Annotated in this window: 15 protein-coding genes and 1 tRNA gene; 12 read left to right on the forward strand and 4 right to left on the reverse strand. The window is 33.0% G+C overall.

Features of this window, described 5'->3' with window-relative positions; all coding sequences use genetic code 11:
- Positions 1-132 precede the first annotated feature (132 nt).
- From Q0870_RS05800 to Q0870_RS05810, 3 genes are all read right to left on the reverse strand, one after another.
- Entirely contained in the window at positions 133-855 is a 723-nt protein-coding gene (locus Q0870_RS05800) for a DUF1796 family putative cysteine peptidase (RefSeq protein WP_298553314.1), read from the reverse strand.
- A gap of 154 nt (positions 856-1,009) precedes the next feature.
- The gene (locus tag Q0870_RS05805) at positions 1,010-2,572 is read right to left on the reverse strand and encodes a hypothetical protein (protein ID WP_298553315.1); all 1,563 of its coding nucleotides are present in this window, start codon (positions 2,570-2,572) and stop codon (positions 1,010-1,012) included.
- A gap of 114 nt (positions 2,573-2,686) precedes the next feature.
- On the reverse strand, positions 2,687-3,076 hold the full coding sequence (locus Q0870_RS05810) for a thioesterase family protein (RefSeq protein WP_298553316.1): 390 nt from the start codon (positions 3,074-3,076) through the stop codon (positions 2,687-2,689).
- Between the two features lie 162 nt (positions 3,077-3,238).
- Here Q0870_RS05810 and Q0870_RS05815 point away from each other — a divergent pair.
- Positions 3,239-3,312, forward strand: a tRNA-Arg gene (locus Q0870_RS05815).
- Positions 3,313-3,523: 211 nt separating this feature from the next.
- Here the strand turns inward: Q0870_RS05815 and Q0870_RS05820 are convergent.
- Positions 3,524-4,411: an AraC family transcriptional regulator gene (locus tag Q0870_RS05820; RefSeq protein ID WP_298553317.1), complete on the reverse strand. Its 888-nt coding sequence runs from the start codon at positions 4,409-4,411 to the stop codon at positions 3,524-3,526.
- 496 nt (positions 4,412-4,907) lie between these two features.
- On the opposite strand from Q0870_RS05820, the gene Q0870_RS05825 reads away from it, so the two are divergent.
- The 11 genes from Q0870_RS05825 (at position 4,908) to Q0870_RS05875 (ending at position 25,826) form a co-directional block, all read left to right on the forward strand.
- Positions 4,908-6,332 carry a hypothetical protein gene (locus Q0870_RS05825; protein WP_298553318.1) on the forward strand — a complete coding sequence of 475 codons (1,425 nt, stop codon included), beginning with the start codon at positions 4,908-4,910 and terminating at the stop codon, positions 6,330-6,332.
- 60 nt (positions 6,333-6,392) lie between these two features.
- Complete coding sequence (locus tag Q0870_RS05830; RefSeq protein WP_298553319.1) at positions 6,393-9,440, forward strand: TonB-dependent receptor; 3,048 nt, start codon at positions 6,393-6,395, stop codon at positions 9,438-9,440.
- A 4-nt stretch (positions 9,441-9,444) separates the two neighbouring features.
- On the forward strand, positions 9,445-11,025 hold the full coding sequence (locus Q0870_RS05835) for a RagB/SusD family nutrient uptake outer membrane protein (RefSeq protein WP_298553320.1): 1,581 nt from the start codon (positions 9,445-9,447) through the stop codon (positions 11,023-11,025).
- A gap of 20 nt (positions 11,026-11,045) precedes the next feature.
- Positions 11,046-12,659 carry a glycoside hydrolase gene (locus Q0870_RS05840; protein ID WP_298553321.1) on the forward strand — a complete coding sequence of 538 codons (1,614 nt, stop codon included), beginning with the start codon at positions 11,046-11,048 and terminating at the stop codon, positions 12,657-12,659.
- Between the two features lie 83 nt (positions 12,660-12,742).
- The gene (locus Q0870_RS05845) at positions 12,743-14,161 is read left to right on the forward strand and encodes a hypothetical protein (protein WP_298553322.1); all 1,419 of its coding nucleotides are present in this window, start codon (positions 12,743-12,745) and stop codon (positions 14,159-14,161) included.
- A 5-nt stretch (positions 14,162-14,166) separates the two neighbouring features.
- Positions 14,167-15,777: a glycoside hydrolase gene (locus Q0870_RS05850; protein ID WP_298553323.1), complete on the forward strand. Its 1,611-nt coding sequence runs from the start codon at positions 14,167-14,169 to the stop codon at positions 15,775-15,777.
- Between the two features lie 19 nt (positions 15,778-15,796).
- Positions 15,797-17,422 carry a sulfatase gene (locus Q0870_RS05855; protein ID WP_298553324.1) on the forward strand — a complete coding sequence of 542 codons (1,626 nt, stop codon included), beginning with the start codon at positions 15,797-15,799 and terminating at the stop codon, positions 17,420-17,422.
- Between the two features lie 56 nt (positions 17,423-17,478).
- Positions 17,479-18,879 (forward strand): sugar porter family MFS transporter, encoded by a 1,401-nt coding sequence (locus Q0870_RS05860; RefSeq protein ID WP_298553325.1) that lies wholly within the window; start codon positions 17,479-17,481, stop codon positions 18,877-18,879.
- Positions 18,880-18,891: 12 nt separating this feature from the next.
- On the forward strand, positions 18,892-19,635 hold the full coding sequence (locus Q0870_RS05865; protein WP_298553326.1) for an SGNH/GDSL hydrolase family protein: 744 nt from the start codon (positions 18,892-18,894) through the stop codon (positions 19,633-19,635).
- A 13-nt stretch (positions 19,636-19,648) separates the two neighbouring features.
- On the forward strand, positions 19,649-22,489 hold the full coding sequence (locus Q0870_RS05870) for a sugar-binding domain-containing protein (protein WP_298553327.1): 2,841 nt from the start codon (positions 19,649-19,651) through the stop codon (positions 22,487-22,489).
- A gap of 40 nt (positions 22,490-22,529) precedes the next feature.
- A complete protein-coding gene (locus Q0870_RS05875) occupies positions 22,530-25,826 on the forward strand; it encodes a DUF5107 domain-containing protein (RefSeq protein ID WP_298553328.1) in 3,297 nt (1,098 codons plus the stop codon).
- Positions 25,827-25,838 lie beyond the last annotated feature (12 nt).

Below are 25,838 nucleotides of genomic sequence, written 5' to 3' on the forward strand. Positions count from 1 at the left end.
GTAAAAAGTTTTTTGGCGTTACCACAAGGGTCGGGCTTTTCGTTATATCTTTTTCTCGTGCCTCAAAAAAGGATGCCACTGCAATCCCTAACGCACTCACTCATATAGTACTTACTTAGAATTTGCATATACTTATTTTATATCCTTTATCATTTTTGATATTAAATCATCATCTTTTCTTGCCCAAAAAACATCCTGATCATCGCCTTGCCAAATTTCTAGAGTTTTTAAACTATATCCTTTTACGCTATTCTCATCATGTATTTTAATTATGTCCCTTTCTTCTTTATTCAAAATAATCTCTTGAGTAAAAAATATAAATTCACATTTTACACCCTTTTTTTGATAACAGATTAAAAATTCTTCAGCCTTTTTTGCTATTAGTTTTAGGTCTTTATTATTGCTATGTCTGTAATGATATATAAACTTTATTTTTTTACGCTTATCCAAAGATTTCATTCTTAAAAGCTTTCTTTCATAACTTTTTCTATGCAAATCATTATTTATTACATCATGATGGGTGAATTCAAAACCATGTTGATGCAGTTTAATATAAATGTTATCAGATTTTGAATAAAATTTATTCCTTACAACTTTTGTTTCTCCAATATATTCGTAAAATAAATGTTCCGAATTTAATAGATTGCAGTAATTTTCTTTTTCTAATTGAATTGCATAATCTAAGTTGCTTCTTCCGTGTGAGTATGGTGTGCTAAAACTTTTTATTCTAAACCTATTTAAAATGTTATCAGTAAGGCAGTTTTCACCAATAGAAATATAGTAAACATTGGAATTTTTATGTTTGTAGTTTTCATATTTACGTATAAGTTTTTTTATAATGTCTTTTAATGTCATAAAAACGAATATGCCAGAAATTTAAACTGAGTGATTTAGTTGTAGTGGATTGAACTAAGTTAACAAAAGAAAACGAATAGGAGGAAAACCCATAATATTTTCCATGTAAATAAATAATTTAGTAATTAATTATGAGTATTGAATAATATGATTATTAATCATCTTCTGGAAAAGTAATATGCTGATAAGCTCCGATATCTGGAGAATTTGTTCTATTAATATTTAAAATATCAACTGGGACTTGTGTGGCAAAAACAGCTAAACCGTTGCCATTAGCTGCAGAGTCATCGCCAATAATCATTTCATTTAACTCTACATCTTTAAAATTTGGGTCTTGATTAAAAATATTACCTTCATATTTAGATGTATCGTTAAAATCGTAGTTAGCCCCTGTGAAATTATTATTGTTATCATCAAAACGAATCAAACAGTTGGTGAACTTGAAATTAAAAACGACTGCATCATCTTCAATTTCATCTAATAAAATTTCAGGGTTATCATTTCCGTAGATAATGCAATTGTTAAAATTAGCTTCTGTTAAATCAGCTATAGTAGCTATATTGTCTTCATCTATTATGAAATTATTTATTAAAACTGATGGGAACTGTCTAAAACCATTATCCCAATAATTCGTTATGGTAGAATGTGTTAAATTGTATTTTCCACCTAGTGTTCCAGTAAAAGACGATAAACCAGAATTATTAATAACTATATTTTCTGCAAAAATAGATGTGTTTCTACCTAAAATTCCAAAATTACTAGAATTATAGATTTGAGAATTTGTTATAGTAAGTTTGTTGTTAATTTCATTGGGATTACCAATAGACCAAATACCAATTTGAGAATTCTTTATAGTCGCATAATTTATAGTATTATTTATACTGCCTTCAACTAGTAAAATAGTGCCCCATTGTCCTGGGGCTTCGGAGAAATTAGGTTCCAATCGATCACCTTCAAAAATCACTTCGTTTTCCATTAAATCCCTGTCGTTACTGTATGTTCCATTTACATTAATTGAGGCGCTATTAGAAACAATGATACCTGAGTTCTCATGAAAATGTAGGCGTGCACCAGCGTCAATAGTTAAAGTTTCTCCGTTTGGTACAGTTGCAAACCCATAAATAACGTATGGTTTTTCATTGGTAAAGTTAAGCTCTGAGGATTCTAATTCACGACCAAGAAATTGTACTTCACCAAATTCACTGCCAATATCGAGAGTTAATCTATCAATAATATTATCATCATCTCTGTCTGGGAAAATAAAAACAGCATCTTGAACAAGGGTGACTAATTCTACTTTTTGTAGATTAGAACCTGAATCAAATTCTATTGCATCTGTATATAAAAATTGATTTCCAATTGCAGCCTCATTTTCAATATTAACTGTAGTTTCTACAAATATAAATAAGCTGTCTTTAGCTAATAATTCTATATTATTAAAACTTTTTCCTGTTAAACCATCTACACTCAATCTGTAATTTGAAGCCTCACCACGTGCTAAACCAAGAGATGGTATTACAATATCCTTATCACTTTTATTATAAACTTTTAAATTGTAAGTACTTGACCCAATATTGGTAAAAACAGTATCTAGATAAACAGTGTCTTTTGAGAATTGCAAACTTCCAGTACTTGGAGAGAACTCAAGGTCTTTACGACAAGAACTCCAAAGCATTAAAAATCCTAGTGTAATTATAAAGTAAATGTAACGTTTCATTATTAAGGAGCAAGTTTAGATGGCTAAAAATATAACTTTTGAAATTATGATTTAGTATGATGTATCAATTTAATTTTAAAATGATATTTTGAGTTAAACTATATAGTGGACGAATTAATCAAATAAATCAACAATTTCTTGTGGAATTCTAGATGGACGCTCTGTTTTCATATTCATAAAACACCATTTTGTTTTAGATTTGGCTAGTAGCTTGTTTGTACTAGCATTGTACATTTCTACAATACGTGTATAAGTAACGCCTTCTGCTTTTGCGATGTAGGTTTTTAAATGTATGGTGTCGTTTAAAAAAGCAGCACTTTTATATTCAATAAAATGAGATAGTAAAAACCAACCAAACTTAGTTTGAAAGTCTAAAGAGGTTTTAGATTGCCAATGCGCTTTTGCAATATCTTGAACCCATTGCACATAATGCACATTATTTACATGATTTAAATCGTCTATGTGGTTTTTTGTAACTAGTAGAGTTGTTTCGTATGTATTCATTTTAAATAAAAAGACATTCTGGAAACGTAAAAGTAAAGTTTTTTAATAAAGCAGTCCTAATTTTTTATTTTTAGAAAGGGGAAAAATTATAAACATTTCTTTTGGTTAGATATATAGTTAATTTTATATTTGCACACCAGAAATTAGAAATGATTTCTTTGAGGGCTCTTAGCTCAGCTGGATAGAGCACCTCCCTTCTAAGGAGGCGGTCGAAGGTTCGAATCCTTCAGGGCTCACAAAAGGCTTCAATATGAAAATATTGGAGCTTTTTTGTTTTATGCTACTTTGGTTTAATCTGCCTAATCTACCTTTTAATTTTGTGATATTTTTTAAAATCAGTTGGTTTGTTACAAATTAAAAATTTGTAATACCATGATACTACTTTAGAATCTGGTAACGAAAACTCTTTTACGATTGGTGATGACACAATATATAAAAACAGCCCAACTATTTACGTTGACTTTGTTTGTAGTTTCTAGGAGATTTTCCCATAAAATTTTTGAATATTCTTGAAAAATACAGTGGATCATCAAAACCAATTTTATAACTAATTTCTTTTATGCTTAAGTCGGTGTAGCTTAAATATTCACAAGCTTTTTGTACTTTTTTTAATTTAAAAAACACAAGTACTGGATACCCCGTTTTTATTTTAAATTTAGTGTGAAGATATGATTTGGAATAATTAAACCTTGATGCAAGTTCATCTAGCGTGAAGTTTTTGTCCAAATTATTTAACAAATAATTTTTTACTAAATCTACTAAATTATCACTTTGATTTGTTTTGGCTATTGATTGAAAGTCGTGATAAACAAATGAGCTTATAAAATTGAGACTCAGCAAATTTGCATATTCAATATGATTTAATAAATAATTGTTGTTAAATAAATCAAAGATTTTATTAAACTGATCGATAACGCTTTTTGAAAAAGGAATGTCCTTATAGTGATTACTGTCTGTTTTTGAATACCTGTTGTAAATTTCTTTACCAAAAGGGCCGTTAAAGTGAAACCAATAAATACTCCAAGGATCAGTATCACTAGCTTTATATTCGTGTGTTGTGTGCTTTGGTATTATAAAAAAATGATTTGGATTAATTAGTGTTCTTTTATTTTCAATGGTAATCTCGCCTTTGCCTTTGGTGCAATAGATAAAAATATATTGTTTTGCTCCTTTTTTTCTTGCTCTATAGTGATGATGAGCTAAAGGATAATACCCCAAATCACTAATATAGAATTGTTTAGAAATAGGATTGTTTTTTACCTGTTCTAAAATAGATTTTGGAAAAGCAATTATTTTTTGCCCCAGAAAGCCTTCTTTTAAAGTGTTTTCATCCATTTTTTAAAATCTATTATCTAGTATTAAATTCATTATATTGACTTATTTTTCTATAAATGTAATGTTTATGTGTTATAAAGGTAGCTAATTATATTTTAAATATTATTTTTTGAAAGTTTTATTGTCTATATTTTTTAATTCTGTAGTGTTTTTTATATGATACTTAAAAGGCTTAATTCTCAACTTTAATTTTGGAAGTCAAACTTGATTTTAAGATATATATTACATTTTTAGTTTTTTAGATAAAAATCATTTAAACTAAACAATATTATCCATGTATATGCTTTTTTTGTCTATTGAACGAAGCATTATCTACTATATATTTGTAATATATTAGCAGTTAAATCCACTTAGATTATCTATTTATTTATAAAATGAATGATTTATTATGAATTATTAATCTTAAACTAAACTAACATAGGTAAGCTAATTAATATTAAAAATATCTATGTTTAAAGTAAAATCAACTAAAACTAATTTTAAAAAAACAAAAAAAATGAAAACATTTAAAACAAAATTGCTATTTGTAATCTGCCTAACAGCAATTATGATAAGTTGTGATGACGAAGATGGAGACTCTGTAAATGTAGATTCTACTCCAGAATTCGTGTCATTCGTGGACGAGATATCTTCTTTGCCAGGTGATGTTATTACTTTTGAAGGTGTGGTTTCAGATCCTGCAGGAGTAAAATCTGTTAATCTTAAATATGACTCATGGTTTTTGGATAAAACAATTATTAAAGACTCCTTGCCTGATATTTATGAATTGGCTTATAGTTTTAAAGTACCAGAAGATGAAGAGGAGTTTAGTGTACATACTATTGCAATCACAACAACTAATGCAGGTGATGTATCTACAACTAGAGATGTTGTAGTTACCTTAGATAGAGATATAGCTGCTCCAACTATAAACATTATTAGTCCAGTAGATGGAGCTACAATATTAATGGGTTCTGGTAATGAAGTTAGTTTAAATATTGAATTAGCTGATAGAGAATTAGCTGAATTGAAAATTGAAAGTGATGTACTAAATGAAACAATTGCTATTTCTGGAGATTCTTATAGCTATACTAATGATTTAGATATTACTAGTCCTGGTGAGTATACTTTTACCATTTCTGCAACAGATGCTACTGGAAATGAGGCTATAGCTTCTGTATCGGTTAGTATAGTAACAGATTTGCAGTTCAATGCAATGTTTTTAACTGATGAGATTAATGATACTGCTTTAAATCAAGATATTTTTGGAATACCATTTACAACTACGGGAAGTCAAGCCACAGGAGAAAATGGTTATGTGTTTACGGCACGTTATTATGCTTCATCTGCAAATTCTGAAGTTCGATTTATACCTCAGCAAGCATCTTTTGCGCCTTTTGCTTTTGGTGCAGATATTAATAATCCAGGTAAATTGGTTCTTGGACAAAATGCTTCGGTATCCCCAATTGTTCTTCCGGAAGTGGGGTATTATGAAATAACTATGGACGTGAGAGACCTTAGTTATACAATAACTCCTTATACACCTACTGACGCTGCTTTTGATCAAGTTTATATTTTAGGTAGAGGTGTATATGTTGATGCAGCCACTTCTACATGTACTAATAATAACGACGGTAGTACCCAATGTTGGCATTTTAATTCAGGGAAGCCATTTACTCAAGATGGAACTAATACTTATTTGTGGGCTATTGATGTGACTTTGCGAGATCAGCCTAGTGATGAAGGAGCAAATGGTTTTATCTTAAATGCCAATACTTCCGGATGGGCACCGTTTTGGAGAGTAGATGTTAGCGGAGGAGATCCTTCTAAAACTATTCCTGGTGGTGGTAATAACTACGTGTTTGATGACAGTGCTTTGGATAAGGATTATACATTCATTTTTGACACTCATTTAAACAGAATTATTGCAAAAGAGAGATAGTATATATCTTTTCAAAGTCAGATAATAAAATAACAACCAAACTAATTAAAAACAAATTAAATGAAACAACTAGTTTTAATTTTGATAAGTGCGCTGTGCTTAAGTTTTACGGCAACCTCCCAAAACATGGTTTCTGGGACGATTACAGACGAGCAAGGGCAGCCTATTCCGGGTGTTAATGTTCTTGAAAAAAATACGTCTAATGGATTTGTTTCCGATTTCGATGGAAACTATACAATGTCAATTGGAGATAATTCTATCTTAGTGTTTAGCTATATAGGTTTTAAAACTCAAGAAGTAGCTGTGGGTAACCGAAATACTGTTAATATAATCATGGTAACTGATAATGCACAACTGGATGAAGTAGTAGTAATAGGTTATGGAGCAGTTAAAAGAGATAAAATCGCGACTTCTATGGCTTCTGTGGATGGTGACGAAATAGCAAAACAAGTAGCAAGTAATGCTGCTGAGGCACTTCAGGGTAAAGCCGCTGGTGTCCAGGTATTATCATCGGGAGGTTCTCCAGGGGCTTCTCCGCAAATTCTTATTCGTGGTATAACAACATTTAGTGGCTCAACTAATCCACTCTTAGTTATAGATGGGGTATTGCAGCCAGATGGTACGTCATTAAATGCTGTCAATACTCAGGATATTCAAAGTATGGATATTTTAAAAGATGCTGCGGCTTCTGCCATTTATGGGTCTAGAGCTGCTAATGGTGTTATAATGATAACTACAAAACGAGGTAAAGTAGGAAAAACTATTGTTAATTTTGATTTTAACTATGGTGTTCAAACATGGGATAAAATTGAGTTAGCAGGTGCTGAGGAGTACATTCAAGTTATGAATGCGCGTTCTCAAAATGATAATTTAGGAGATAATTCTGTACTTAGCCTATATGATGGGGTTTCCGATACCGATTGGTGGAATGAAGTTGTGGACGATTTTGCACCTGTTATAAATGCTAATATAAGAGCTTCTGGTGGTAGTGAAAAAATTAAGTATTCGGCAAGTGCTAGCTTTTTCGATCAGAAATCTAATTATGATAAAGGTTGGTATAAAAGGGTTACTGGTAGATTTAATGTGGATTTTAAAATATCAGACAGAGTTACATTAAAACAAGACATAAGTCCTAGGGTAGAACGTTGGGAAAGAACTCAAGGTCTGTTGTCTAATGTGTTAAGAATCGATCCACTAACGCCAGTTTTTATTCCTCAGAGTGAACGTGTAGGGCGTAATGAATTTAGTATACATGGTTTGCCTCTTAATTTGGTCACTAACCCTGTAAACGCTTTGTCTAGACATTTTGATGATAATGAATTTTTTGGGATTTTCTCAAATACACAATTAGATATTAAAATTACGCCTAGTTTAACCTTTACTTCGCAGGCAAGTGTTAATTTGACATCTACGACTAGGGAGCGGTTTGCACCAGAGTACTTTTTAGGTCCCAATAGGCAATTGGAAATAAATAATTATAGAGAAAGAAAGACGACTTCTTTTGATTATGTTCTTAATAATACCATCACTTTTGATAAGACTATTCTTGATAAGCACTATTTTAATATTTTGGGAGGCGTTTTATGGGATTCTAATGATAGAAATTGGATTGAAGGATATGCAGATGGTTTACCGAGTAATACTAAGCTGAATTTAAGAGAGTTGAGGGCAGCTGAAGGTGAAACAGTAAGAGTTGATAGTGATAGATTAGTTGAAAATATTTGGTCTGGTATTTTTAGGGTTATTTATAGTTTTGATAATAGATTTACTATAAACTCATCGGTAAGGATAGATCAAGCCTCAAAATTTCCAAGGGATACTAGAACAGCGATGTTCTCAAGTGCTTCTTTAGCATGGGACGTGGACTCCGAAGATTGGTTCAAGAGCGAAGCCATAAATAACTTGCGATTAAAAGTGGGGATGGGAGAAGTTGGTAACCAAAATATTCGTACCACTGGTCGCTTTTTTTCAATAGGTTCTGATAGTTATGTTCTAGGAGGCGATCGCGTTCTTTCAAATTTCTTAAGTCAATTTGGTAATGAGAATTTAAGGTGGGAAACAGTAAGGGATAAGAACTTTGGCGTTGACTTAGGGTTGTTTAATAATACCATTACATTTTCTGCTGAGTACTATGAAAAAACTTCTGAAGATTTATTGTTTAGTGTAGAATTACCCAATTACACGGGTGTACCAGGTACTGTAGATCAAAACGTAGGTAGTTTCGAATCAAAGGGTATTGATATCGCCCTGGGTTATAATAAAGTATGGAATGATTTTAACTTAGGTATTAATTTAACAGTATCGACAAATGAAACAAAAACTGTTGACTTAGCTCCTGGAAACGAAGTACTTTTAGGTTTGAGAAGGGAAGCTTTAGGAAATCAATTTGGTAAACAAACCGTGTTGGGAGATTTTGTAGGTTTATTTAAAGGCTATCAGACCGATGGCATTTTTCAAAATCAGACAGAATTGAATTCTCATACCTCCGAGGATGGAACTATTATTCAGCCTAATGCCCAAATAGGTGATTTACGCTTTGTAGATCAAAATGGAGATGGTGTTTTAACAGTTGATGACGACTATGTAACCACCGGAAACCCATTTCCAGACTTTTTTGGTGGTTTAAATATTAACATGAGCTATAAAAAATTGGATTTGTCCATGCAATGGTATGGTACTTTTGGTAATGATGTTTATAACGCTGGACTGGAATATAATCGTGCAGGTACACAAAACCTTAATGTGCTTGCAGGAACCGCCGATGTGGTATGGACACCAACCAATACGGGTGCAAGATTTCCAAGACTCACTCAGCTTGATTTAAATGGAAACTATAAAAGCCCTTCCGATTTATTTATAGAAGACGGATCCTATGTAAGATTACGTAACATTCAATTGGGGTATAACTTTAATGTTAAAGGGTTTCAAAAATGTAGATTGTACGTTTCAGGACAGAACTTAATAACAATTACAGATTATAGTGGATTCGATCCTGAAGTTTCTGGAAGAGCTACTGGTGACAATAATATTATTAACCAGTTTGGGGTGGATTTTGGTAGAAATCCAGTATCTAAAACATATTTATTAGGACTTAATTTAACTTTATAAGATTATGAAAAAGATTGTTTTATTTTTATTAGTTATTGCAACTATGTTTGTTACAAGTTGTGATAAAGAAGAGTTTTTAGACCAGCCTTTATATGGTAGACAAACACTAGATGATTTCTTTGCAAATTCGGAGAACTCAGAGTTTGTTATCAACGGTATTTACAGAAAAGTAAATGGTGAAAGCTGGTGGCAGGTAAATTTCCAGCGTCAAATTAACGAAATGGCATCTGATGACAACTGGGCTGGTAACACAGCACAACCAAGACCAGACATAACAGGAATAGCAGAATATAACGTATTCCCAGGCTCTACCTATTTTAACTCTTTTTGGGAAAGTCATTATATTGGTATTACAAGAGCTAATTTGGCACTAGAACAAATATCTGTTGCTGATATTGATGAAGATAAGAAAGCACAGTTTATTGGGGAAGCAAGTTTTTTAAGAGCATTTTTCTATTTTGATTTGGTGCGTAATTTTGGAGGGGTACCTATTGTTTCTTCTTATCAGGAAATTTTAGACCCTTCAATAAACGACAAAAAAAGAGCGTCTGTAGAGGATGTGTATGCTTTTATTGAAACCGATTTAAAAGATGCCATAAAAGGCTTACCAAGAAAAAGTGAGTACCCACCAGCCGATTTAGGAAGAGCTACTAAAGGCGCAGCACAATCATTATTAGCTAAAGTTTATTTATACCAAGAAAAATGGGGTTTAGCTCAGTCTATGTCAAATACTGTTATGGAATCGGGAGAATTTAGACTGGAACCAGATTTTGCTGATCTTTATAGAATAGGTAATGCACATGGTATGGAATCTATATTCGCAATAGAATTTATCAACAATCCAACTTTCCGGGAAATTGGAGGACAATACTCAATTACTAACGGTAGTCGTGGTGATCGTGGCTGGGGATGGGGTGCTCCAACAAGTGATTTAGAAAATGCCTTTTTAAGTGAAGGCGATGATATTAGGTTACGGTCAACGATTATCAAACATGGAGAACCTGTTTTTGGAGATCCAGCAGTAACTGAGTTTGATGGCAAACCTACTGAAAATAAGCCAGGTCGTACAAATAGAAAATATTACACGCCTGTAGGGGAGAGACCAGAGCCTTATTCTAGAGGTCAAATACCAGGACAGTACATTCATATAAGGTTGGCAGATGTCATACTTATAAATGCAGAAGCTGCTTATTTTAATAACGACCCAACAACTGCTAAAAATTCTTTGAAATTAGTAAGAGACAGAGTTAATTTAACTACAAATATGTCCTTGTCAGGAACGGCTTTAAGAGATGCAATTTGGAAGGAGAGACGCTTAGAGTTGGCTTTAGAACAGCACAGACTTTATGATATCAGAAGGCAAAAAATAAATGGTGTTCCTAGAATAGCACTTATTCTAGGGCCAAGTGGTTCGTTTGTAAAATATAATACAGAAATAAGCACAGATCCATTTGAAACAACAAACTTAAATGAACCTCAAAATAGTGGAACTTTATTTGATCCAAATATCCACATGTTATGGCCTATTCCTCCAGAAGAAATTCAATTATCTAGAGGAAATATAGTACAGAATCCAGGATATTAATTTTTAAAATACAAGTAGTAATGTTTAAGTTTTTCATACACGTTTTATGTGTTAGTTTGTTTGTTGCATGTAGTTCAGACTCTGCAACAGATCCTAATGACCCAAAGTTTGACATACCTGAAGAGGGTATAACTTTAAACTTAAACAATACATTTCAAGTTATAGATCATTTTGGAGCCTCAGGTGGTTTTCAAGACCAATGGGTTGGCAAATGGCCAGAAGCTTCAAAAGAACCTATAGCAAAATTATTATTTAGTAGTGAAACCGATGCTCAAGGAAATCCCTTAGGCATTGGTCTCTCGCTATGGCGAACCATAATTGGTGATGGTGCTGCAGATCAATCAAATAGTGGTTTCAAATCATCGTCATGGTTTAGAGAAACAGAATGTTTGTTAGATGAAAGTGGTAACTACGATTGGACAAAGCAAGCAGGAGAACAATGGTTTCTATCAAAAGCTCGTGATTATGGAGTGTCTAAATTTACAGCTTGGGCAACAACCCCTCCTTATTTTATGACTAAAAATGGTTATACTTTTAGTACTAGTGATGTAAACGGATTTAATTGTCCAGAATCTAATTATTCAGCTTATGCTAAATTTATAACTACTGTTGTAAAACACTATGAAACTGAAGGTTATAATTTTGAAACCGTATGTGCCTTTAATGAAACCCAATATGACTGGAATGCACAGGCAGGAGAAGCAAGTCAATCTGGTACTAAAGCATTTAATTCAGAAGTTGCTGCTGTAACAAGAATTATGGACAATGAGTTTGTAGATGCAGGCATTAACGCTAAAATTATGGTTCCTGAAGCAGCTCAGTTAAAATATTTGTTTGAAGGATCTCAAAATACCACAAATCAAGTAAATGATTTTTTTAATTCCTCTAGTTCAAATTATATTGGAAATTTAACAAGTCTGTCGAGCCACATAGCAGGTCATAGTTATTTTAGCAATGGTTCTACTAATGAGTCGCTAAGGCAGCGTAAATCGTTGCGTACTGCACTGTCAAGTTATGGTTTGGATTATTGGCAAACAGAATATAGCTTACTTGGAGCTGCATATCAGCAAGGACTCGATGTGTCAACATTTAAGGAAATTGATTATGCGCTTTGGCTTAGTCGTATCATTCATACAGATTTGGTGTTTGGTAACGCAACGGGCTGGAGTTTTTGGACAGCTTTAAACCAATCTACTTTTGGAGATCATCCGTTTAGGTTTAACCTAATTTTATATCAACCAAATTCTAACAGTCCATCACATACAGATGGTACGTTTGAAGAAAATAAATTGCTCTGGGCACTTGGTAATTTTAGTCGATTTGTAAAACCTGGAATGGTGCGGTTTGAAGTAAATGACCCTGATTATAGTGATGAGACATCAGTTGAGAATTTCATGATTTCAGGATATAAGAGTACCGCAAATAATGAGATTGTTTTAGTTTGTGTAAATAATACTGATAGTAATAGGGAAATATCATTAGAGAATTATGAAAAAGATTTTGAAGTTAAAAATGGAAGTTTTGAATCATATACAACATCTTCTGGTAGCAATTTAAGAAAATCTACAATGCAATATGATGCTATTTCGATACCTAGTAAGTCTATAGTAACACTTAAAGCAGTTACTAAATAAATTATAGTAAAGTTTTATTATAAAAATATGATTAAGCACGAAAGCTTAGTACTACCTATTAAGCTTTTTTTAAATAAAAAAATATGTTAAAGATTAGAAAAATTATTGCATTAGTTATAATAGGAGTTATATTCTCTTGCAGTACAAATGAGGCTACAGATCCTAATGATCCAAAATTTGGCGATCCAGACGATAATAATAATCCTCCTGTAGAAGTAAGTGCAGATATTACATTGTCTGTAGATGCTACAGATGGTATCAATATCAATCCATTATTATTTGGTGTAAATAATGACTGGAGACAAATACCAGACAACACGTTTCCTAACTTTTCTGGGACTTTAAACAATATTGGAACTACAATCGTTAGATATCCTGGTGGTTGGGAGTCTGAATTCTATGCATGGACAAGTAATACAACTCCAGGTTGGAATAATGCACCATCAACTCCAGGAGCATCTGTCTCTACTTTAAAAAGTAATATCTCTAATTATAGTATTGTACTTCCAACAGTGGATGCTATGAATGTTGCTGTTGGATCCTCTCAATACAATATTGCAATGGATAAATTAAAAGCCAAAGCTAAAGAAGCTATAACTGTATCAAACATTGGTAATGGCATAGTAGAAATTGGTAACGAGTGGTGGTTACAATTTGCTGGTGGAGGTTCTAGAGCTCAAAAATTAGACAAATATGTACAAGTAGCCATGGATATTGCTGAGTATATTCAGAGTGAGTTTCCTAGTCGTACATTTAAATTATTAATAAATGGAGATTATACACAGCCCCAAGAATTTACAACAATGAAAAATAAATTCACAAAGGCATATGATGCAATTGATGGAGTAGCACTTCATACTTACACTGGCTATAGTACAGATACCCATAACATTGCAGATTTGGAGAAGCGTATTGTCGATTGTGCAAACAATTTTAACCCAAATAAAAACTTCAAATACCTATCAGAGTGGATGCCTGCTAGAGATTATAATGAAAGAGCCTTGTATATGGAGGCAGCTAACATTATTCCAGATATCATCCATATATATGCAAGAACAGGATCAGAAGCCGCAGCATTTTGGCCTCCAATTAACACGTCTATACCCGGTTTAGGTTTAACAAATTGGAATTACTCTAAAGTTTTTCCAACAGGTCAAATTTTTGGAGATATGGCTGCATCATATACAGGTAAAGCCTTAAAGACAACTTCAAATAAGTTTCATTTAGCTGCAGCACTACAAGATGCTAATACTATGGTTTTGTATGTTACAGGTGCTAAAGAAAGCGGTAAAAAAGTGGCTGTAAAAGTAAATGGATTTACAATAAATTCTATAGAAAAAGTAGAACGTTTTGTTCCTTTTGATTATAGTGATACAGCAAAAGCAGAGGGTTATCTTGAACAAACAGCAACTGCAGAGTTATCAACAAATAATGAAGTTGTATTTGATATTAATAAAGAAGGTCTTTATCAAATTTATAAGATAGTTATAAAAGGTAATTAAAACTAGTGAAAAAAAGCTTTAAACATAGAATTAAAAGAAACAAACTATCCTTTTTTGAGGTAGCAATTATTCTATCCTTAGTAAGCTCTTTTAGTTTACAGTCTTGTAAATCATCATCAAATTATAATAAAATTGCGATTGATACAAATACAAGGTATCAAACTATGGAAGGTTTTGGAGCATCAGATGCATGGCGATGTCAGTATGTTGGTTCAAACTGGCCAGAATCTAAAAAAAATCGAATTGCCGAATTGTTATTCAGTAAAGAGACTGATGAAAATGGAAACCCCAAAGGTATAGGTTTATCGATATGGAGATTTTACATTGGTGCAGGAAGTGCAGAACAAGGTCAAGGTTCTAATATAAAAAACGAGTGGCGCAGAGGAGAATCGTTTATTGATTCATATGGAAATTATGATTGGAGTAAGCAAAAAGGCCAACAGTGGTTTTTACAAAAAGCAAAAGAGTTTGGGGTAGACAAATTTTTAGCTTTTTCAATTTCTGCTCCTGTACATTGGACAAAAAATGGTAAAGCCTATAATAGTGATATGATAAGTGGTAGCCTAAACCTTAAAGCAGATAAGTATAATGACTATGCTGTTTTTATGGTTAAAGTTCTTAAATATTTTGAATCTGAAGGTGTAGCTTTTGATTTTATAAGCCCTATTAATGAACCACAATGGGAATGGGAGAAAAAAACACAAGAAGGTACGCCTGCCACCAATGCTGATATCCTAAAATTAACTGAGTTGTTAAATACTGAAATTAATAAATCCGATATAAATACAAATATTACAATAGCAGAAGCTGCTGATTTACGTTGGTTATATTCGGGATACAATAAGGAAAAACGTGGAAAACAAATAGAATCTTTTTTTGGTGAAGAGGAATCAGTAAAAACTTATGAAAACGTGAAAAATGTGATAACAGGGCATAGTTATTTTACAACTTGGCCTGTTGACAGTTTGATAAAAATTCGTAAGAAACTCAATAAGAAGTTAGAATCACACAATATCGATTATTGGCAAAGTGAATTCTGTGTTCTTGAAAATACAGATGATATAGGAAGTGGAAATAAAAGAGATTTGAGTATAGATACAGCGCTTTATGTAGCAAGAGTAATGCATGCCGATATAACTTTAGCCAATGCTAGTTCATGGCAATGGTGGACAGCACTTACTAATGCTGACTATAAGGACGGTTTAATTTATCTAGATTCTGGTAACAAAGGTGATTTATTTAATTTAGATACTATGAAGTCTGATGGGGATTTTCATGATTCAAAACTATTGTGGGCATTTGGTAATTATTCTCGATTTATTTCTCCAGATATGGTCAGAGTAAAAATAGATGTTTTGAATAGAAACAAGACTCTTGAAGACATTTATAAAAATGATATTATGTTTTCTGCATACATTGATAAAAACACATCAAAACTTGTAATTGTTGGCGTTAATTATGGTGATGAAGATAGGATTATAGATTTTTCAGATGTTAAATTGGATAAAAAATATGAAACATCAAAAGATAACAGTTTAGCTTTTGAAGCTGTCTCTAACAATAAAAATATAAAGTTTAAAGGACGTTCCATAGCCACATTAATTGGAGATTTCTAAAGAAAAAAAAGATAATTATATGAGCTTGTTAAAAATCAGAATAGAAAAATTTGAGTTAGTTTTAGTTTTTAGTCTTTGTTTTGCAGTCATTTTTTTGAGTGGCTGTAAAGACAAAGGTGATAAAAAACTAACTGTTGAAAAGAAAAAGCCAAATATCGTTTTTATTTTGGCTGATGATTTAGGAGCACATGATTTAAGTTATTCTGGTAGCAAATATTATGAAACGCCAAATATTGACGCCATAGCAAACCAAGGTGTTCAGTTTACACAAGGCTATGCTGCTTGCCAAGTTTGTAGCCCGTCTAGAGCAAGTCTTATGACGGGGCAATATACAGCACGTCATGGAGTTACCGATTGGATAGGTGCAGCAACAGGTGAAAAATGGGGAGATTATTACAATACTAAAGTAATGCCCCCAGAGTATACTCATGCTTTATCTGATGAAAGTATCACTATAGCCGAAGCGTTAAAGAGTAACGGATATAAAACTTTTTTTGCAGGAAAATGGCATTTAGGAGACGAACCTTACTCACCTGAAAATAATGGATTTGATATTAATATAGGCGGTTGGGAAGTAGGTGGTCCTAAAGGCGGCTACTACGCACCTTGGAGAAACCCAAAATTGGACTATAAATATGAAGGCGAAAACTTAACTAAACGTTTAGCTCTTGAAACAGCAGACTTTATATCTAAAAATAAGAATGAACCATTTTTTGCTTTTCTTTCTTTTTATGCTGTTCATGGTCCTATCGAAACTACGGAAGAAAAATGGAGTAAATACAGAAAAAAAGCTGAAGCTCAAGGTATTCCTGAATCTGGTTTTGAAATGGAAGCGAGATTACCAATAAGAACCGTACAAGATAATCCCGTTTATGCTGGTTTAGTAGAATCTATGGATGATGCTGTTGGTGTTGTTTTAGAAAGATTAAAAGAACTTGATTTAGATGATAATACTATAGTTGTCTTTACATCAGACAATGGAGGTGTAGCTAGTGGTGATGCTTTTTCTACAACAAATTTCCCGTTAAGAGGAGGTAAAGGTTATCAATGGGAAGGTGGTATAAGAGAGCCTTATCTTATAAAAGCACCAATGTTAAAAAATATACCTAAATCTGTTGATTATCCAGTTTCTGGAATCGATTTTTATCCAACACTTTTAGATTTAGTTGGTGCAGAAACAGACCCAAAACAAGTTATTGACGGTGTAAGTTTGGTTCCGCTTTTAAAAGGGAAGCCTTTAGATACTAGGCCTTTGTTTTGGCATTATCCTCACTACGGAAATCAAGGTGGTGAACCTGTAAGTATTATAAGAAAAGAACAATATAAGCTCATACATTATTGGGAAGATAGGCACGATGAATTATATGATTTAACTTCTGATCCTGGTGAGAAAAACGATATTTCAAACAATCAAGCTAAAATAACTAAAAATCTAAGAACTGAATTGGATAATTATTTAGCAAATGCAAATGCTAGATTACCTGAAATTTATGCTAAATATGATCCTGAAAAAGCAAAAGTTACACAAGAAAATAGAAGAACAAAAGTATTGCACCGTGTAGAAAAACAGCGCAAAGCCTTTTTAAGTAAAGATTTTAACCCCAATAATAATTGGTATGACAGCAGTTTAAATACAAAAGATTAACCATCTTATTTGCAGAAAATTATAAACTACTTGCTAACTAAACAAACTAAACTATAATGAGTAATACAAAATTTAATTTTACCTACCTTCTATTTTTAGCACTTGTATCTGCTATGGGCGGTTTTCTTTTTGGCTACGATTGGGTAGTTATAGGAGGAGCAAAACCATTTTACGAGCTGTTTTTTAATATCAGTTCAGAACCAACACTACAAGGTTGGGCCATGAGTAGTGCATTAATAGGTTGTATTTTTGGAGCAGTAATTTCTGGGTTTGTAGCCGATAAATTTGGCAGAAAGCAACCGTTAATTCTAGCAGCTACGTTATTTACAATCTCTGCTTTTGGAACAGGGTATGTAAATGAATTTACACCATTTATAATTTATAGGCTTATTGGTGGTTTAGGTATTGGTTTAGCGTCTACTTTGTCACCTATGTATATTGCTGAAATTGCTCCTGCAAAATATAGAGGACAATTTGTTGCCATTAATCAGCTTACTTTGGTAATAGGAATTTTAGCGGCTCAAGTAGCTAACTTTTTTATAGCTGAAGCCATACCAGATAATTTTTCACCTAATGAGATATTAGGCTCATGGAATGGGCAAACAGGATGGCGTTGGATGTTTTGGGCAGAATTAATTCCTGCAATTTTATTTTTTGTATTAATGTTTGTCGTGCCTAAAAGCCCAAGATTTTTGGTAAAAATAAATAATAACGATGCTGCTAAAAATGTATTAGCAAAAATTGGAGGAGAGTCTTATGCAGAGCAAGAATTAGCTAGTATTCAACAAACACTTCAAGAAAGTGGAACGTCTAAAATTAAGTTTTCAGATTTCAAAAGCTCAAAGATTAAACCAATTCTAATCATCGGTATTGTATTAGCCATATTTCAACAGTGGTGTGGTATCAATATCATTTTTAATTATGCAGAAGAAATATTTACTGCTGCAGGTTATAGTGTAGGCGATATGCTATTCAATATTGTTATTACTGGTAGTGTTAATTTAATATTTACTCTTGTTGCGATGCGAACTGTAGATAGTTGGGGGCGTAGAAAGTTAATGCTTCTAGGATCTATAGGTCTTGGTGTGGTGTATCTTATTTTAGGTGGTGCATATTATATGGAGTTTACAGGGTGGCCAGTACTTGTTTTAGTTATCACAGCAATTGCCATTTATTCCATGTCTCTAGCACCAATTACCTGGGTGGTGTTATCAGAAATTTTTCCAAATAAAATACGCGGAGTTGCTATGTCTATAGCAACGTTTGCGTTATGGGTTGCCTCGTTTATACTCACATTTACATTCCCAATTTTAAATGATGCTTTGGGAGCTTCAGGAACTTTTTGGGTGTATAGTTTCATTTGTATTCTAGGATTCTTATTTATAAAAAGCAAATTACCAGAAACTAAAGGCAAGAGTTTAGAAGAAATTGAAATGGAATTAACCAAGGAAAAGTAAACTATACAGTATATGAAAGTTATATTAAAAGGATATATCATATTAGTACTCATACTATTTTTGAGTTTAAACTTTGCATGCGCACAACAAAAAAACGCAGAAGAATCAAATAAAGCAATAGCATCTCATTATTTAGATTCACTTAAAACCAAATTAAAAGTAAAGTGGCCTAAAAACCATACTATAAATTTAGTGTTTCACGGCCACTCGGTGCCAACAGGATATACCACAGGAGGTGTTTTGGATAGACTGAATGCTTATCCCTATAGAACCTTAAAAAAGGTAAACGATTTCTACCCGTATTCGGTAGTAAATACCATTACAACTTCAATTGGTGGAGAACAAGCAGAACAAGGGGCAAAGCGTTTTAAAGATGAAGTTTTAAATCACAAACCAGATGTACTTTTTATCGATTATGGACTAAACGATAGGAGCATAGGGTTAGAACGTGCAAAAGTAGCATGGGAACAAATGATAAAGGAAGCATTAGCCTACGGCACAAAAGTCATTCTGTTAACACCAACACCAGATTTAAAAGAAGATATTACTTCTAACGAAACTCCTTTAGTACAACATAGCGAACAAATTAGAGCATTGGCAAAAAAATACAATGTTGGTTTGGTGGACAGTTATGCGCTGTTTAAAGCATTAGCAGAAATTCAGCCATTAAAAGGATACATGTCGCAAAACAATCATATCAACCAAAAAGGACATCAATTTGTCGCCGATGCTATTTTTGAATATTTCAAACTATAAGAATTTAAACTGAATGAAGTTTTATAAAACCATACATATCTTAACTATTTGCCTGTGCTTACTTGCGCTAACTGCTTGTACAGAACATCAGCAAAAAGAAATGGATTTGACTGGAGAATGGAGCTTTAAAATAGATTCATTAGATGTTGGAATTCAAGACAATTGGTTTAATACTACCTTAAACGATGTTGTAAAGTTACCAGGTTCTATGGCGGAAAATGGTAAAGGAAATGATATTACCGTAAATACGAATTGGACAGGTAATATGTGGAATGATAGTTTGTGGTATAAAGACCCAAAAATGAAAAAATACCGCCAAAAGGGAAATGTAAAAATACCTTTTTGGTTACAACCTGTAAAGGATTATAAAGGCGCTGCTTGGTATCAAAAAACAGTAATAATTCCTGAGGATTGGAATAATCAAAATATTAATCTGCACTTAGAACGCGTGCATTGGGAATCTACAGTTTGGGTAGATAACAAAAAAGTAGGCATGCAAAATACCCTAGCAACTTCGCATGATTATAGCTTAACAGATGTTTTAAACCCTGGTAAACATACTATTTCAATTCGTGTTGATAATAGAATAAAAGACATTGATGTTGGCAAAGATGCACATAGCATATCAGATAATACACAGAGTAATTGGAATGGCATTATAGGCAATATTAAACTTACTGCTGCCCCAAGAACAGCCATTGGTAATGTAAAGTTATATCCAAATGTTTCAGATAAAACTGTAAAGATTGTTATTCAAATTGAAAATATTTCTAAAGAAAATAAAACAGGTCAATTAGTTCTTCAAGCTAAAGAGAAATCAATTGATGACGTTTCAATTCAATCGATAAAAAAAGATATTAAAATTAATAATGAAGAGATTGTTCTAGAGTATCCAATGGGCAACAATCCTAAGCTTTGGGATGAATTCAACCCAAACCTCTATGAAATGCAAATATCTTTAGAATCTGATGCTGGGGTTGATACAAAACGTATTGATTTTGGAATGCGAAATTTTAAAGCAGACGGCACCATTTTTAAAATAAATGAACGTCCTGTTTATTTAAGAGGAACGTTGGAGTGTGCCATTTTTCCAAAAACAGGATATCCACCAACTGATGTAGATTCTTGGAAACGAATTTTCAAAATTATTAAAGCACACGGTTTAAACCACATGCGTTTTCATTCTTGGTGTCCACCAGAAGCGGCATTTATTGCAGCTGACGAAATGGGGATTTATATTCAAGCTGAAGCATCTGCATGGTTGGCTAATTTAGGTGATGGTAATCCTGTTGATAAATGGTTATACAAAGAAAGTGAAGCGATTATTAATAAATATGGAAACCACCCATCTTTTGCAATGATGACGTATGGTAACGAGCCAAGTGGTAAGCATCACAAAGCCTATTTAACAGACTATGTAAATCATTTTAAAAATTTTGATGATAGACGCTTGTATACTAGCGGTGCAGGGTATCCTTATTTAGATAATATGGATTATTACAACCATAGAGGTCCTAGAATTCAAGGATGGAATGAAAATTTAAAAAGTATTATAAATGCAAAAGCACCACAGACAGAATTCGATTGGAGTAAGTTCATAGATAAAACTCCAATGCCTTACGTAAGTCATGAAATGGGACAATGGTGTGTGTATCCAAACTTTAAAGAAATGTTTAAGTACACAGGTGTTTTAAAACCGAAAAACTTTGAGATTTTTAAAGAAAGCCTAGAAGCAAATGGAATGAGTGAATTAGCTGATCGTTTTCTTATGGCTTCAGGTAAACTACAAACACTCTGCTACAAGGCAGATATAGAAGCGGCTTTAAGAACTAAAGGAATGGCAGGTTTTCAGTTGTTAGACTTACATGATTTTCCTGGTCAAGGTACTGCTTTGGTGGGAGTTTTAGATGCATTTTGGGATGAAAAAGGATATGTGTCTCCAGAAGAATTTAAGCAATTTAGCGGTAATACGGTTCCTTTAGCACGTTTGCAAAAAAGAACATTTAAGAATACAGACACTTTATCGACATCAATTGAAATTGCTCATTTTGGTAAAGTAGAACTGAAGAATATCACACCAAAATGGACATTGACAGAGTCTGATGGAAGTCTTTTTTCAGAAGGAAAATTGAATACAACTGATATTCCAATAGGTAACGGAATTAAGTTGGGTACTGTACAGCAATCTTTAAAAACAATTACCAAACCACAAAAGTTAACACTACATGTTTATGTAAGTGATTTTAAAAATAGTTGGGATATTTGGGTTTACCCTGAAGAAAATCCTGTAATTAAAAATAAAGCTGATTATAAAGTTACTAGTAAGTTAGATGTTAAAACCTTGTCTTATTTAAATAATGGTGGAACTGTTTTATTGAATATTACCAAAGGCGATATTAAGCCTGAATACGGTGGAAATATTGGTGTAGGTTTTTCAAGTATTTTCTGGAATACATCATGGACCAAAGAGCAAAAACCACATACCCTTGGTATTTTGTGTAATCCAGAGCATCCAGCCTTGGTAAATTTCCCAACAGAGTACCATTCCAATTGGCAATGGTGGGATGCCATGAGTCATTCAAATGCCATCATTTTTGATAAAATGCCAGAACTCAATCCAATAGTAAGAGTTATTGACGACTGGTTTAAAAACAGAAAAATAGCTTTAATTTTTGAAGCTAAAGTAGGAAAAGGAAAGCTATTGTTTTCTGGAATTGATCTCCATACAAATTTAGAAGAAAGAATAGAAGCAAAACAGTTGTTGTATAGTTTAGAAAATTACATTACAAGTGATGCTTTTAGCCCAAAAACAATTATAGAAATAGACCAATTAAAGAAATTAGTAAAGTATTAATACACTAAATAATTGTTAGTGTAGTATAAATCATTAGAATATGAAGACTGTAAAAGCCTGGGAAGAAAAAGTAATCATTCCTACTTATGAAGTTGGAACTCCAGAAAAGTATCCTGTTTTTTTAGAAAAACGCGTATATCAAGCTAGTAGTGGTGCCGTTTACCCGCATCCTGTGATAGAAAAAATTAGTGATGTTAAAGTAGATAAAGAGTGGAATGCCATTTTTATAGAAAATGATTACATAAAATTGATGATTTTACCAGCCTTAGGAGGTAGAATTCAAAGAGCGTATGATAAGATTCGTAAACGCGATTTTGTATATTACAATCACGTTATAAAGCCAGCTCTTGTTGGTTTAACCGGGCCTTGGATTTCTGGAGGTATAGAGTTCAACTGGCCACAACACCACAGACCAAGCACGTACGACCCTACAGATTTTTATATAGAAGAAAATGATGATGGCAGTAAAACGATTTGGGTAAGCGAATTAGAGCGCATGTTCCGTACTAAAGGTATGGCAGGTTTTACATTGCATCCAGATAAGGCGTATATTGAAATTAAGGCACATTTGTATAACAGAACGCCCCATCCACAAACGTTTTTATGGTGGGCAAACCCTGCTGTAGCCGTAAATGATCATTATCAGTCAGTATTTCCGCCAGATGTAAATGCAGTTTTTGATCATGGAAAGCGAGACGTTTCAGAATTTCCAATAGCAAAAGGAGAATATTACAAAGTAGACTATTCGCCAGGAACCGATATTTCTAGATATAAAAATATTCCTGTGCCAACCAGTTATATGGCAATTACATCAAAATACGATTTTGTAGGAGGTTATGAAAACGATTCAAAAGGAGGGTTACTTCACGTTGCAGATCATAATGTATCGCCAGGAAAAAAACAATGGACTTGGGGTAACGGAGAATTTGGTAAAGCTTGGGATAGAAATTTAACAGATGAAGACGGGCCATATATTGAACTAATGTGTGGTGTTTATACAGATAATCAGCCAGATTTTTCTTGGATGCATCCGTATGAAGAAAAAAGCTTTAAGCAGTATTTTATGCCATACTACAATGTAGGTGTTGTAAAAAATGCAACTAAAGAAGCTTTGGTGAACCTAGAAATGATTGACGGAAAAGCTTTGGTAAAAGTTTATGTAACATCAACTTATGATAATTGCGTAATTATTCTAAAAGCAAGAAACAAAGTGCTACATGACGAAGTTTTAAATCTTTCTCCTGCAGTAGGATTTGAAAAAGCGATAGATATCGAGAGTTTTACCTTTGGCGATTTACAAATATCAGTTAACGATAGTGCGGGAAAAGTATTAGTAGCTTGGGAACCAGACAAAGATTTATCTGAAGAAATTCCTGAACCTGCAAAAGCAGCAAAAGACCCAAAAGATATTGATACCGTTGAAGGTTTATATTTAAGAGGACTTCATTTAGAGCAATATAGACACGCTACTTTTAATGCAACCGATTATTACGAAGAAGCATTAAGACGTTCGCCAAAAGATGTACGTTGTAATAATGCCATGGGACTTTGGCACATGCGCAAAGGGCAATTAGAAAAATCTATTTCTTATTTCGATACGGCTATTGAAACATTAACTAGTCATAATCCAAACCCGTATGATGGCGAGTCATACTTCAATAAAGGTCTTGCCTTAAATTATTTAGGAAAAAAGGACGAAGCTTACGAAAGTTTCTTTAAATCCTGTTGGAATTCACAATGGCAGGATGCTGGTTATTTCAATTTAGCACAAATAGATTGTTTTCGAGGAGATTTAGATAAAGCTTTAGATTTAGTAGATAGAGCTTTAATTAAAAACTGGCACAACCATAAAGCAAGACACTTAAAAGTTATCATTTTAAGAAAATTGGGTAAAGTTGAAGCAGCCAGTAAACTAGTAGAAGAGTCTTTGGCTATTGATAAGTTCAATTTTGGCGCTTTATACGAGCGTTATATTTTATCTAACAAGCAAGAAGATTTAGAGGCTTTCAAAAACATCTTAAGAGATTATGCTCATAATTATATAGAATTTTCTTTAGATTATGCTATGGCCGGTCAGTTTGATGAAGCTATTTCATTATTAAAAGTACTTACCCATGCTAATGATAGCGTGTACCCAATGGTACATTATTTTATGGGATGGTATTTCACTCAAAAAGGAGATGATGCTAATGCATTAGCGGCTTACAAAAAAGCATCGCAAATGCCAGACATCTATTGTTTTCCTAATAAAATAGAAGAAGTTTTAGCGTTACAAGCGGCTTGTAAAGCAAACCCAACTGATGCCAAAGCATTTTACTATTTAGGAAACTTTTGGTACGCTAACAGACAGTATACAGAAGCTCAAAACTGTTGGGAATCTTCTGTGAAGTTAGACGATGGTTTCGCTATTACGCACCGTAATTTAGCATTGTTGTACTACAATAAAACCAACAAAAAAGAACTAGCAGTAACGCATTTAGAACAAGCTTTTGAGCTAGATAATAGCGATGCTAGGTTATTAATGGAGTTAGACCAACTTTATAAGAAAATTAATGTTTCAGTTGATAAACGTTTAGCGCTATTAGAGGAATATTTAGACTTAACAAATTCTAGGGATGATTTATACTTAGAGCGTATTTCTTTATATAATTTGAAAGGCGAATTCGAGAAAGCAAAAGAGTTAATTGAAAACCGCCAGTTCCATCCTTGGGAAGGAGGTGAAGGTAAAGTACCATTTCAATATTTAACAGCTTATACAGAACTTGCGAAGAAAAATATCAACTTAAAAAACTTTGATTACGCAATTGAGTTGTTAGAAGCAGCGAAAACCTACCCTCATAATTTAGGAGAAGGAAAGTTACATGGCACCGTTGAGAATGATATTGACTACTGGTTAGGTTGCGCTCATGAAGGTTTAGGAAATTCAGATAAAGCAAAAAAATATTTTGAATTAGCATCTTATGGGTTGAGTGACCCCAGTCCTGCTATTTTTTATAATGACCAACAGCCAGATAAAATCTTTTATCAAGGATTGGCCTTACAAAAATTAGGTAGAACTGATGAAGCAAATATGCGTTTTAAAAACCTTCTTAATTATGGTGAAAAGCATATGAATGATGATGTGAAACTAGACTATTTTGCCATTTCATTGCCAGATTTATTAATTTGGGAAGAAAATTTAAATGTAATTAATAAAATTCATTGTAATTATTTAATCGGATTAGGCCAATTAGGGCTAGGTAATAATACTGAGGCTACAGAAGCATTTGGAAAAGTAACCAACACAAATTTATCTCATATTCCAGCTTATATTCATACAGAACTTGTAAATGTATAATTGTTTTAAAAA

This window comes from uncultured Algibacter sp., from assembly GCF_947487575.1.
Classification (GTDB): Bacteria; Bacteroidota; Bacteroidia; order Flavobacteriales; family Flavobacteriaceae; genus Algibacter_B.